The organism is Cellulomonas endophytica (assembly GCF_004123805.1).
Taxonomy (GTDB): domain Bacteria; phylum Actinomycetota; class Actinomycetes; order Actinomycetales; family Cellulomonadaceae; genus Cellulomonas; species Cellulomonas endophytica.
The window spans coordinates 1-12242 of record NZ_RWJX01000088.1; the positions used below are offsets into that span (position 1 = coordinate 1).

General features: G+C 76.6%; 11 protein-coding genes. 8 read left to right on the forward strand and 3 right to left on the reverse strand.

Annotation, left to right across the window (positions count from 1 at the left end):
• Positions 1-272: 272 nt before the first annotated feature.
• Both EJA20_RS16335 and EJA20_RS16340 read right to left on the reverse strand, forming a co-directional pair.
• Positions 273-461, reverse strand: a complete 189-nt coding sequence (locus tag EJA20_RS16335) for a hypothetical protein (RefSeq protein ID WP_129339606.1) — start codon at positions 459-461, stop codon at positions 273-275.
• Between the two features lie 126 nt (positions 462-587).
• Positions 588-1346 carry a DeoR/GlpR family DNA-binding transcription regulator gene (locus EJA20_RS16340; RefSeq protein ID WP_420836444.1) on the reverse strand — a complete coding sequence of 253 codons (759 nt, stop codon included), beginning with the start codon at positions 1344-1346 and terminating at the stop codon, positions 588-590.
• A gap of 61 nt (positions 1347-1407) precedes the next feature.
• On the opposite strand from EJA20_RS16340, the gene EJA20_RS16345 reads away from it, so the two are divergent.
• The 8 genes from EJA20_RS16345 (at position 1408) to EJA20_RS16380 (ending at position 10776) form a co-directional block, all read left to right on the forward strand.
• Positions 1408-1863: a DUF4406 domain-containing protein gene (locus EJA20_RS16345; protein WP_205687551.1), complete on the forward strand. Its 456-nt coding sequence runs from the start codon at positions 1408-1410 to the stop codon at positions 1861-1863.
• 148 nt (positions 1864-2011) lie between these two features.
• On the forward strand, positions 2012-2764 hold the full coding sequence (locus EJA20_RS16350) for a ZIP family metal transporter (RefSeq protein WP_129339607.1): 753 nt from the start codon (positions 2012-2014) through the stop codon (positions 2762-2764).
• 143 nt (positions 2765-2907) lie between these two features.
• Complete coding sequence (locus EJA20_RS16355) at positions 2908-3939, forward strand: LacI family DNA-binding transcriptional regulator (protein WP_129339608.1); 1032 nt, start codon at positions 2908-2910, stop codon at positions 3937-3939.
• A 66-nt stretch (positions 3940-4005) separates the two neighbouring features.
• Positions 4006-5805: a Na+/H+ antiporter gene (locus EJA20_RS16360; protein ID WP_129339609.1), complete on the forward strand. Its 1800-nt coding sequence runs from the start codon at positions 4006-4008 to the stop codon at positions 5803-5805.
• A gap of 71 nt (positions 5806-5876) precedes the next feature.
• The gene (gene adhE / locus EJA20_RS16365) at positions 5877-8594 is read left to right on the forward strand and encodes a bifunctional acetaldehyde-CoA/alcohol dehydrogenase (protein ID WP_129339610.1); all 2718 of its coding nucleotides are present in this window, start codon (positions 5877-5879) and stop codon (positions 8592-8594) included.
• Between the two features lie 108 nt (positions 8595-8702).
• Complete coding sequence (locus tag EJA20_RS16370) at positions 8703-9260, forward strand: hypothetical protein (RefSeq protein WP_129339611.1); 558 nt, start codon at positions 8703-8705, stop codon at positions 9258-9260.
• 72 nt (positions 9261-9332) lie between these two features.
• Positions 9333-9464, forward strand: a complete 132-nt coding sequence (locus EJA20_RS16375; RefSeq protein ID WP_129339612.1) for a molybdopterin oxidoreductase — start codon at positions 9333-9335, stop codon at positions 9462-9464.
• 118 nt (positions 9465-9582) lie between these two features.
• A complete protein-coding gene (locus EJA20_RS16380; protein WP_129339615.1) occupies positions 9583-10776 on the forward strand; it encodes a pyridoxal phosphate-dependent aminotransferase in 1194 nt (397 codons plus the stop codon).
• A gap of 92 nt (positions 10777-10868) precedes the next feature.
• Here the strand turns inward: EJA20_RS16380 and EJA20_RS16385 are convergent.
• Positions 10869-12242, reverse strand: a 1374-nt coding sequence (locus tag EJA20_RS16385) for a multidrug effflux MFS transporter (RefSeq protein WP_276319554.1), incomplete at its 5' end; no start/stop codon positions are given.

Genomic DNA, 12242 nt, shown 5'->3' on the forward strand with positions numbered 1-12242 from the left:
CGACGGACGAGGAGAGGGGGTCCGGCGTCACCGCGCCAGGGTGCCATCCCGACGCGCCGCGCCGCGCCGCCCACCGCCGGGGCGGGGCTGCAGGCTCGGCGCGCGGCCCTGCTCGACCTCCCTCCCGCCGACCTGCGCACCCTCTCCCCCGAGGCCGACGAGGAGATCGTCGTGCACCCCGGGACGACCACGAGGACGGCCGGGCAGGGCCGGGCAGCCGGCGCACGTCCTGTGCCGGCTGCGCGAACGGGTGCTCGGGGCGGCCTGAGGGCCTACCAGGGGGCGAGCGACGCGGCCGTCAGCACCAGGGACACGGGCAGGACGGCCAGGGCGACGGCCAGGCCGTCGGCGGAGCGCAGCAGCGGCTCGTCGGGGGCGGGCGTCCGGCGCGGGCGGCGCGGCGGGACCCCGGCGGCGGCACGCATCCGTCGCGGGGCGGGTCGTTCGACGATCTCGAGCACGCCCACGACGGTAGGCACGCCCGCGCCGGCCCGCGCGCCGGGCCGGGCGCGCGGGCGGGTGATCCGCACGACCACCCGGACGGGGACGGGGCGGACGGGGAGGACGCGGCGGACGGTGCGGACGGGTCAGGCGTGCAGCAGGGTCACGCCGGCGCGCACGAGCCGCCCGACGACCGGGTGCCCCGGGGCCGCGTCGGTCACCACCCCCGCGACCGCCGTCAGGGGCAGCACCCGGAACGGCGACGCCGCGCCGATCTTCTCCTCGCTGCCGAGGACCCACGTCTCGGCGGCGCGGGCGGCGAGCGCGCGCTTCATGGCGGCCTCGTCGGCGTCGCCCGTCGTCAGGCCGGCCTCGTCGTGGACCCCGGTGACGCCCAGGAGGAACAGGTCCGCCCAGACCCCGGCGGCCGCCTCCACCGCGGCGGCCCCGCACGTGACGGCGGAGTGCTTGAAGAGCCGGCCGCCGATCACGACGACCTCGACCCGCGGGTGCGCGACGAGCGCGGCCGCCACCGTCGGGCTGTGGGTCACGACGGTCGCCTCGAGGTCGGGCGGCAGCGCCGCCGTGACCGCGAGCGCCGTCGTGCCGCCGTCCAGCAGGACGGTGCTCCCCGGGCGCACGAGCGCGGCCGCGGCGGCGGCGACGCGGGCCTTGCTGGCCGGTGCGACCACCGTACGGGCGGCGTAGTCCGCCACGGCGGGCGACACCGGCAGGGCGCCGCCGTAGACGCGCTGCACCAGCCCGGCCGCCGCCAGCTCGCGCAGGTCCCGCCGGACCGCGTCCTCCGTCACGCCGAGCTCGACCGCCAGGTCCTTGGCGACGAGACGACCGTCCCGGCGGAGCCGGTCCAGCAGCAGGTCGCGTCGTGCAGCGGGCAGCATCATCGGCCTCCTCGTTCTTCCATACTCTTGACGACTATTCCGTGTTATTGCGTACTCTATCGCCATGACCATCACGGCGGAGACCACACCCGGCACGACCACCACGGCGGACGACGAGGGGCGCCCGCTCCTCGTCCTCCTCGCCGGCCCCTACCGCAGCGGGACGGGCGACGACCCCGACCGCCTCGCGGCGAACCTCGCCCGGCTCGAGGCCGCGGCCTGGCCGGTGTTCCGGGCCGGCCACGTCCCGATGATCGGCGAGTGGGTCGCCCTGCCCGTCCTGCGCGGCGCCGGCGGCACGTCGGTCGCCGACCCGGTCGCGACGGGGATCCTGTACCCCACGGCCGACCGGCTCCTCGCGCACTGCGACGCCGTGCTGCGCCTGCCCGGGGCGTCGGCCGGCGCGGACCAGGACGTGGCGATCGCCCGCGAGCGCGGCCTGCCGGTCTGGTACCGGCTCGAGGACGTCCCCGGCCACGCGCCGGCCGCCGGCGACCCCGAGCTCGCCCCCGCGGCCTGACCCCGGGCCCCCGGGGCGCCGGGCGGCCTCCCGGGGCCCTCGGCCGGCGTGCGCGCCGCGGCCTCGCTCCGCACAGTGGTCCCCGCGCCGCAGGCCGAGGGTCGGCCGGCCGGGTCGCACCCGGGGGCGCGGTGCCGAGGGGGCGGCCGTGCCCGGATGGCTCGAGGCCGGGGCGTGGGGGCTGCTCGGCGGGCTCGCGCTCGTCGTCGGGGCGGCCGTGGCCTGGACGGTGCGCGTGCCGCCGGCGCTCACCGCCGGCGTCATGGCGTTCGGCTCGAGGGTGCTCATCTCGGCCCTGGCGTTCGACCTCGCCGCGGAGGCCGCCGAGACGGGGGGGCTCCTCGCCGCGGTGGCGGGGCTGCTCGCCGGCGCGGTCGCCTACGTGCTGGCGAACGTCGCCCTCGCGCGGCGGGGCGCGCGGCACCGCAAGCGGTCGGGCGCGCAGCAGCCCTCCGAGGGGGACCAGCAGGGCAGCGGCGCCGCCATCGCCGTGGGCTCCCTCCTCGACGGCATCCCCGAGTCGGTCGTCCTCGGCGTGGGCCTGCTCGGCGGCGGGGGCGTCTCGACGGCGATGGTGGCGGCGGTCGTCATCTCCAACGTCCCGGAGGGGCTCTCGAGCGCGGCCGGCATGAAGGCCTCGGGGCGGTCCGCGCGGTACGTGTTCGGCGTCTGGGGCGCGATCGCCCTCGTGGTGGGAGTCGCCGCGGCGGTCGGGTACGCCGCGCTCGGCGACGCGCCGCCGGAGGTCGTCGCCGTCATCACCGCCGTCGCCGCCGGCGCGATCCTCACGATGGTGGCCGACACGATGATCCCCGAGGCCTTCGAGCGCACCCACCTCCTCACGGGGCTGGTCACGTGCCTGGGGTTCGTCGTCGCCTTCGCCCTCTCGCAGGGCGCCTAGGACCGGCCGCCCCGGGCCGGCCGTCCCACCCGCCGTCCGGGCGCGCGACGGAGGGGGCCGACGGACCGGCCGGCGGGCGGGGCGTGCCGCACGGCACCCCCGAACCCCGACATCGTTTTCCGGCGGAGCGGTACCCTCGCGCCATGACGCTGGAGAGCACGACGCGCGCCCCGCGTCGACGGGTGACGATCACGGACGTCGCCGAGGCCGCCGGGGTGTCCGTCGCCACGGTCTCCAAGGTCGTGAACCAGCGCTACGGCGTCGCCGTGGAGACCTCCGAGCGGGTGCAGGCCGTCATCGACCGCCTCGGCTACGAGTCCAGCCTCGTCGCCCGCAGCCTGCGCAGCCACCGCACCCACGTGCTCGGGGTCCTCGTCGCCGAGTTCGAGCCCTTCTCCACCGAGGTGCTCAAGGGCACCTCCGAGGCGATCTGCGGGACGGGCTACGAGCTGCTCGCCTACTCCGGCGGCGGCCGCGCCGGGCAGCAGCCCGGCTGGGAGCGCCGCTACCTCTCCCGCCTGTCCGGCACCCTCATCGACGGCGCGATCCTCGTGACGCCCACGCTCGTCGACGCCGGCGACGGCGTCCCCGTGGTCGCGATCGACCCCCACGCCGGGCCGACGCACATGCCCACCGTCGACTCCGACAACCTCGCCGGTGCCGTCGCGGCCACGGAGCACCTCCTCGCGCTCGGTCACCGCCGCATCGGGTTCCTCGGCGGCCGCGAGGACCTGGAGTCCTCCCGCCTGCGCGAGGAGGGGTACCGGCTGGCGCTCGCCGCGGCCGGCATCCCGGTCGACCCCGCGCTCGTGCGGATCGGCGGCTACAGGAAGGACAGCGCCACGCGCCCCGCGCACGAGCTGCTCACCCTCGACGAGCCGCCGACCGCCGTGTTCGCCGCCAACGACCTGTCGGCGATCGGGACCCTGGAGGTCGCACGGGGCCTGGGCCTGCGGGTGCCCGAGGACCTGTCCCTCGTCGGCTTCGACAACATCCCGGAGTCGGCCCTCACCGACCCGCCGCTGACCACGGTGCACCAGCCCATGCAGCGCCTGGGCTTCGAGGCCGTGCAGATGCTGCTCCAGCTGCTCGAGGGCCGCGCCGACACCCCGACGCACGTGCGCCTGGACACCTCGCTCGTCGAGCGCCGCTCCACCGGCCGTCCCCGCGCCTGAGCCCTCGCGCCCGAGCCCTCGTACGGTGGGCCCCGGCCCGCCCGGGGCCGGTCGGAGGGAGGCGGCGTGGGTCGCACGGAGCTGTTCGTCCTCGTCGCGAGCGCGCTGGCCGTCGCCGCCCTGTGCCGCCGCCGGGGGCTGAACGCCCCGCTCGTCCTCGTCGCCGTGGCGCTCGCCGTCTCCCTCGTCCCGGGGCTGCCGCGCCTGGAGCTGGAGCCCGAGGTCCTCCTCGACCTCGTGCTGCCGCCGCTGCTGTACTCCGCGGCGCAGGCGGCCTCGTACCGCGACCTGCGCGCCGCGGTGAACCCCATCGCGCGCCTCGGCGTCGCGCTCGTCGTCGTCACGGCGCTGGCCGTGGCCGGGGTCGTGACGCTCCTGGAGCCGGGCCTGCCGTTCGCGGCCGCCCTCGTGCTCGGCGCCGTCGTCGCCCCGCCCGACGCGGTCTCCGCGGCCGCCGTCGGACGCCGCCTGGGCCTGCCGCGCCGGGTCATGACGCTGCTGTCGGGCGAGAGCCTCATCAACGACGCCACCTCCCTGACCCTGTACTCCGTCGCGCTGGCCGGGGTCGCGACGGGCGCGTGGGCCCTCGGGGACGCTGCCGGGACCTTCGCGCTGGCGGTCGTCGGCGGCGTCGGGGTGGGCCTGGGGCTCGGCGTCGTGCTGCACGCGGTCCGGATGCGCCTGGACGACCCGGTCGTCGCCTCCGCGGTGAGCCTGCTGACGCCGTTCGCCGCGTACTGGTCGGCGGAGGCCTTCGGCGGCTCGGGCGTGCTGGCCGTCGTCGCCGCCGGGCTCCACCTCGGCCACCACGCGCCGCGCGCGGGGTACGCCACGCGCCTGTACCAGGAGCCGCTCTGGTCGACCGTCGACCTGCTGCTGGAGTCGTTCACCTTCGCGCTCATCGGGCTGCAGCTGCCCTGGGTCGTGCGGGACGTCGTCGCGTCCGACGAGGGGCTCGGCCACGGCGTCGTCGTGGCGCTCGCGACCCTGGCCACGGCGGTGCTGGTGCGGCCCCTCTACGTCGTGGCGACCCGGCGGGTCGACCACCTGCGGCTGCCGGGCAGCCACCGCCCGGCGCGCGACGCGCTCGGCGCCCGGGAGGCGGCCGTCGTCAGCTGGGCCGGCATGCGCGGGGTCGTCACGCTCGCCGCCGCCACGGCCATCCCCGCGGAGATCGGCGGCGAGCCGTTCCCCGAGCGGGCGACCCTGCAGCTCGCCGCCTACACGGTGGCCATCGGGACGCTGCTGGCCCAGGGGCTGACGCTGCCGTGGGTCATCCGGCGGCTGCGGGTCGGCGCCGAGGGGGAGGCCGTCGCCGACGACGCGCAGGAGGCGGCCGCGCGGCTGGCGGAGGCGGACGCGGTCGACGCCGTGCTCGACCGGTACCGCGACCGGTGGGCCGACGAGCTCGGCCCTCAGCGGGCCGAGGAGGCCCTCGGCCGGATCGGCCGCTCGTGGCGCCGCCGCACCGTCGCGGCCGCGCAGATCCTCGACCCGGAGCGGGAGGACGACGAGAGCGCCCGGCCCGACGCGCTCGGCGACGGCACCACCCTGCCGACCATGACGCGGGACCACGGCCGGCGCGTGCACGCGCTGCGCCGCGAGATCGTCGCCGCCCAGCGCGCGGTGCTCGTGCAGCGCCGGGACGCGGGCGGGCTCGACGAGGAGGTGCTGCGGCGGATGCTCCGCGAGCTCGACCTCGAGGACGAGGCGCTGTCCTCGTCGTGGGTCGCCCGCGCGCTCGTGGACGAGGGGGACGGCGGCGGGACCTCCGTCCCGGACGCCGACGCCCGGCGCGCGGGCGGAGGCAGCCCGGAGGGGCCGACGGGACGTGGGTCCCAGCCCGGGGACGCGACGCGTCCCTAGGTTCGAGGTGTCCCGAGGCGGACGCGGTGCTCCAGCCCCGCCCCGCCCGACCACCACGACAGGAGACCCCGGTGACCACCACCGCGACGGGCACCCCCGCCACCAGCGACACCACGGTCGCCGACGCCCCCGGCGCCGACGCGGCCGTCTCCCGCGCCATCGACGAGCTCGTCGCGAACGCCACGAAGGCCCTCGCCGAGTACTCCCGCTTCACGCAGGAGGACGTCGACCACCTCGTCAAGAAGGCCGCCGTGGCGGCCCTCGACCAGCACGGGCGCCTTGCGCAGCTCGCGGTCGAGGAGACGGGCCGGGGCGTCTTCGAGGACAAGGCCGTGAAGAACATCTTCGCGTGCGAGCACGTGACGAACTCCATGGCCGGCCTCAAGACCGTGGGGGTCGTCTCGCGCGACGAGCTGAACGGGATCACGGAGATCGCGGAGCCCGTCGGCGTCGTGTGCGCCATGACGCCGGTGACGAACCCGACGTCGACCGCCATCTTCAAGGCGCTCGTCGCCCTCAAGACCCGCAACCCGATCGTCTTCGCGTTCCACCCGAACGCGCAGCGCTCCTCCGTGGCCGCGGCCCGGGTCGTGCGCGACGCGGCGGTCGCCGCCGGCGCCCCCGAGCACTGCATCCAGTGGGTCGAGACGCCCTCCATGGCGGCCACGGGCCTGCTGATGAACCACCCCGGGGTCGCGCTCATCCTCGCCACGGGCGGCAACGCGATGGTCCGCGCCGCCTACTCCTGCGGCAAGCCGGCCCTCGGCGTCGGTGCCGGCAACGTGCCGGCCTACATCGAGAGGACCGCCAAGCTCCAGCGCGCCGTCAACGACGTGGTGCTGTCCAAGGCGTTCGACAACGGCATGATCTGCGCCTCGGAGCAGGCGGTCATCCTCGACGACGAGATCTACGACGCGGCGATGGCCGAGTTCGCGGTCCTGCACGCCCACCGCGCCACCCCCGCCGAGAAGGCGATGCTCGAGCGGTTCGTCTTCGGGGTCGAGGCCGGCGGCGAGAACTGCGCGGGCGCACGGCTCAACCCGGCGGTGGTCGGCAAGTCCCCGGCGTGGATCGCCGAGCAGGCGGGGTTCTCCGTGCCGGCCGACACCTCGATCATCCTCGCGGAGGTCGGCGAGGTGGGACCGGCCGAGCCCCTGACCCGCGAGAAGCTGTGCCCCGTCCTGGCGGTCCTGCGGGCCACGAGCACCGAGCACGGCATCACCCTCGCCGAGCAGATGGTGGAGTTCGACGGGCTGGGCCACTCCGGCGCCATCCACACGCAGGACGAGGCGCTCATGGAGCGGTTCGGGATGCGCGTCAAGGCCGTGCGGATCATCACGAACGCGCCCTCGTCGCTGGGCGGCATCGGCGACATCTACAACGCCTTCATCCCCTCGCTCACCCTCGGCTGCGGCTCCTACGGCCACAACTCCGTCTCGAACAACGTCTCGGCGGTCAACCTCGTGAACATCAAGCGCGTCGGTCGTCGCAACAACAACCTCCAGTGGTTCAAGGTGCCGGCGAAGACGTACTTCGAGCCCAACGCGATCCGCTACCTGGCCGACATGCCGGACGTGGAGCGCGTCACGATCGTCACGGACGCCACCATGACGACTCTCGGCTTCGTCGACCGCGTCATCGACGTGCTCAACCGGCGCCCCGGGAAGGTCGCGCTGCAGATCATCGACGAGGTCGAGCCCGAGCCGTCCGTCCGCACCGTCCAGGCCGGCGCCGCGCAGATGCGCCACTTCCGCCCCGACACGATCATCGCCCTCGGCGGCGGCTCGCCCATGGACGCCGCGAAGGTCATGTGGCTGCTCTACGAGCACCCCGAGATCGTCTTCTCCGACCTCAAGCAGAAGTTCTTCGACGTGCGCAAGCGCGCCTTCAAGTTCCCGACGCTGGGCGACCTGGCCAAGCTCGTCTGCATCCCGACGACCTCGGGCACCGGGGCGGAGGTGACGCCCTTCGCGGTCATCTCGGACCCCGACGCGGGAAAGAAGTACCCGCTGGCGGACTACGCGCTGACGCCGACGGTGGCGATCATCGACCCCGTCCTCACGGCGCGGATGCCGCGCTCGCTCGCGGCGGACTCCGGCTTCGACGCCCTCACGCACGCCACGGAGGCCTTCGTCTCCGTCTACGCGAACGACTTCACCGACGGCATGGCGCTGCAGGCCATCCGCCTCATCTTCGACAACCTCGCGCAGTCGGTGAACGGCGACCCCGCCGAGCCGGCGACGAAGGACGCCCGCGAGAAGATGCACAACGCGGGCACCATCGCCGGCATGGCGTTCGGCAACGCGTTCCTCGGCATCGTGCACGCCATGGCGCACGTGGTCGGCTCGACCTTCCACCTCGTCCACGGCCGCACGAACGCCACGCTCCTGCCGCACGTCATCCGCTACAACGGGTCGGTCCCGACGAAGCTGACGAGCTGGCCGAAGTACGAGCACTACGTCGCCCCGGAGCGCTTCCAGCAGGTCGCGGCGATGCTCGGGCTGCCGGCGGCGACGCCGGCCGAGGGCGTGGAGTCCTACGCCCTGGCGGTGGAGGCGCTGCGCGCTCGGGTCGGCATCCCGTCGTCCTTCCGGGCGCAGGGGGTCGACGAGGCCGACTTCCTCGGCCGGCTCGACGAGGTCGCGATGGGCGCCTACGAGGACCAGTGCGCCCCCGCCAACCCGCGGATGCCGATGATCGCGGACATGAAGGCCCTCATGACCGCGGCCTACTACGGCACGTCGCTGGAGGACGTCCGGGGCCGCACGGCGGAGGCGGCCGCGGTCTGACGCGCCCCTCCCCCGCCCACGCCCCGTCCGGCCCCGCGCCGGGCGGGGCGTCGGTGCGTCCCGGCGTCGGCCGCCCCGCGCGAGGGGTCCAGGGGCGACACTGGCCCGATGAGCCCGCTCCCCGCCGCCGCCCCCGCCGCCCCGACCCGCGCCCTCACCGTCCGGCGCGCCGCCGTGCCCGTCGCGCTCGCGCTGCTGGGCGGCGTCCTCGCCGGCTGCGCCGAGGCCCAGGAGGCCGTGGACTCGGCGCAGGGCGCGGTCGACTCCGCCCAGGGGCTCGGCGCCGACGCGGGCCAGGCCCTCGACGACCTGCGCTCCGCCCTCGACGACGCCCGGTCCCAGGTCGAGGGCGTGCGCACGGCCGCGGAGGACGCCCGCGCCCAGCTCGAGGCCCTCGGCGAGACCGCCGCGGAGACGGGGACGCAGGCGGTCACGCAGGCGCAGGAGGCGGCCGACGCGGCCGAGGCGGCGCTCGCCGGGGCGCAGGAGGCGGGGCAGACGCTGGCGCCCGAGGCGGCCGCGGACGCGCAGGCCCAGCTCGACGCGGCACGCACGGCCCTCGAGGAGGCGCAGGCGGCCGCGGGCGGGACGGCCTCCGGCGCGCTCGCCGACCTCGCGGCGCGGCTCGAGGCCCTCTCGGCCGACCTGGGCACCTCGGCCGGATGAGGGCGGGCCGCCGGCCGGGTGAACCGGACGGCGGCGCTCAGCCCCGGGGCCGCACCGGCCGATGGGGAGGGCATGACCGCCCTCCCCCACACCGTGGTGCGCACCGCGCACCGGCTCGTGCCGGCGTGGTGGGTGCTGGCCGCCTGGGCGTCGCTGCTCCTCGTGGTGGTCGCCGGCCTCGCCGCCGCCGCCGGGCTGTACTGACCGGCGACGACCGGTCGCGCAGGCCCCGCCCCCGCACGTCCCCGCCCGCGCCTATCCTCGCCGGGTGACCGCCGCCCCCTCCGCCCGCTGGAAGGAGGTCGCCCGCGCCGCCGGCCTGATGCGTGGCGGCGTCCTGGCCAGCACCGTCTTCGCCGAGATGTCGGCCCTCGCGGCCCGCACGGGCGCGCTGAACCTCGGCCAGGGCTTCCCGGACACGGACGGCCCCGCCTCCGTCGTCGAGGCCGCCGCGGCCGCGCTGCGCGCCGGGCACAACCAGTACCCGCCCGGCCCCGGCATCCCCGCGCTGCGGGAGGCGGTGGCCGCGCACCAGGAGCGCCGCTACGGCCTGCGGCTCGACCCCGAGCGCGAGGTCCTCGTGACGGCGGGCGCCACGGAGGCGCTCGCGGCGGCCGTGCTCGCCCTCACCGGCCCGGGCGACGAGGTACTCACCCTCGAGCCGTTCTACGACGCCTACGCCGCGGTGATCGCGATGGCCGGGGCCCGCCACACCACCGCCCCGCTGGTCCCCGGGCCCGACGGCTTCCGTCTCGACCTCGACGCGCTGGCCGCCGCCTTCACGTCGCGGACCCGCCTCGTCCTGCTCAACACGCCGCACAACCCGACGGGCGCGGTGCTCACGCGCGCGGAGCTGGCCGCGGTCGCCGACCTCGCGCAGCGGCACGACGCCCTCGTCGTGACGGACGAGGTGTACGAGCACCTCGTGCTCGAGCCGGGCGCCGTGCACGTGCCGATGGCGACGCTGCCGGGCATGGCCGGGCGGACCCTGACGATCTCCTCGTCGGGCAAGACCCTGAGCCTGACGGGCTGGAAGATCGGCTGGGTGAGCGGGCCCGCGGCCCTCGTCGACGCCGTGCGGACCGTGAAGCAGTACCTCACGTACGTCTCCGGCGCCCCGTTCCAGCCCGCGGTCGCGTTCGCGCTCACCGACCCCGGCGTCGCGGCGTGGGTGGCGGACCTGGCGGCCTCGCTCGCCCGCCGCCGGGACGTGCTCGTCGAGGGGCTCACGGCCGCGGGCCTGGCGCCGGTCCGGCCCGAGGGCACGTACTTCGTGCTCGCCGACCCCGCCCCGCTGGGCGTGCGGGACGGCGTCGCCCTGTGCCGCGCGCTGCCCGGGCTCGCCGGGGTCGTCGGCGTCCCCGTCACCGCCTTCACGCGGGAGGGCTCCGCCACGGACACCGCGCTGCGGGCCTGGGTGCGGTTCACGTTCGTCAAGCGCGACGAGGTGCTGGCCGAGGCCGTCCGCCGGCTGGCGGGCCTGGACCGGGCGCGCGCCGCGAGCCTGGCGGCCTGAGCGTCCCGACCACCCCGGCCCGGCGGCTCACGAGCCCGAGGGCCGGCGCCGGACGGCCGGGGCGGACGTGCCGGGGCGGGACGGGACGGGCGTCAGCGTGTCGAGGACGCGGCCGTGTCGGCCGGGTCGGCGGCGAGGATGTCGGCCTCGGTCTCCCCGGGCGCCCGTCCCCAGCGGTAGGCCGGGGTCCCGACGACGAGCACCACGACGGCGAGGAGCGCGCCGCCCGCCATGACGAGCGCCATCGCGACGGCCTGGTCGCCGATCCGCTCGCCGAGCACGCCCGTCAGCGGCGAGACCACGCCGGCGACGCCCGCCTGGAACGCGCCGAGGACGGCCGCGGCGGTGCCGGCGATCTGCCCGTGCCGCGCCAGCGCCAGCGTCGAGGCGTTCGGCGGGACGAAGTTCACCATCGCCATGGTCAGCAGCAGCACGACGAGGAGCGCGGTGAGCCCGCCCGCCCCCGTGAGGGCCAGGACGAGGAGGGTGACCGTCAGGGCCGCGGTGATCCAGGGGGCTGTCCGCAGGATGGCCAGCGGGCCGACGCGGTGCACGATCGCCGCGTTGACCTGGGCGCCGGCGACGAGCGCCATGCCGTTGATGGCGAAGACCAGCGAGAACACGCCCGAGGACAGGCCGTACTCCTCCTGGAGCACGAAGGGCGAGGACACCACGTAGCTCATGAGGACGGCCATGCCGAGGCCGGGCAGGACCGCGAGCGCGACGAAGCGCCGGTCGCGCACGAGGGAGCCGTAGCCGCGCAGCGCGGTCCCCAGCCCGCCGGGGCGGCGCGAACGCGCCGGGAGCGTCTCGGGCAGCGCCCGCAGCACGTAGACCCACAGCGCCACGCCGAGCACGCCCAGCACGCCGAAGACCCCGCGCCAGCCCACGTGCTGCGCGATCCAGCCGCCGGCCGTCGGCGCGAGCAGCGGTGCGGCGCCGATGACGAGCATGAGCCGCGACATCACGCGGGAGGCCTCCGCGCCCGTGAAGCGGTCGCGGATGACGGCGAGCGCGACGACCGTGGCGGCGGCGTTGAAGAAGCCGTGCAGGACGCGCAGCCCGACGAGCACCTCGATGGTCGGCGCGACCATGCACAGGAGCGAGACCAGCACGTGCAGCGCGACCCCGACGAGCACGGGCCGGCGCCGGCCGAAGCGGTCGGCGAGCGGGCCGATGACGAGCTGCCCGACCGCTCCGCCGACGAGCATCCCCGTCATCGTCAGCTGCACCGCGGCCGTGGAGGTGCCGAGCTCCGAGGCGACCTGCGGCAGCGACGGCAGGTACATATCCGTCGACACGGCGGGCAGCCCGGCCATGCAGCCGAGGAGCATCACGAAGGCGGCCTTGGAGCGCGGCCCGGCGGGCCCCTCGGCGGTCCGGCGCGCGGCGGCGCCGTCGGCCCCCGCGGCGGGCGCGTGCGCGACGTCCGGCGCGCCCTCGGGGGGCGCCGGGGCGGAGGCGGT